Raw genomic sequence first — 244 nt, forward strand, 5'->3', positions numbered from 1 at the left:
TACCCCCACCTCATCCCCGCACTTTTCAACGTACGTGGGTTCGGGCCTCCAGTGCGTGTTACCGCACCTTCACCCTGGACAGGGGTAGATCACACGGTTTCGGGTCTACGTCCACATACTACATCGCCCTATTCAGACTCGCTTTCGCTGCGGCTCCGTCTTCTCGACTTAACCTTGCATGTTAAACGTAACTCGCCGGTTCATTCTACAAAAGGCACGCCATCACCCATAGATCGGGCTCTGA

1 rRNA gene is annotated in these 244 nt (G+C 54.9%); it reads right to left on the reverse strand.

The features are described 5' to 3' along the window. A 23S ribosomal RNA gene (locus HPT30_RS31285) occupies positions 1–244 on the reverse strand; the annotation flags it as partial.

This window comes from Paenibacillus agri, from assembly GCF_013359945.1.
GTDB lineage: Bacteria > Bacillota > Bacilli > Paenibacillales > Paenibacillaceae > Paenibacillus_AQ > Paenibacillus_AQ agri.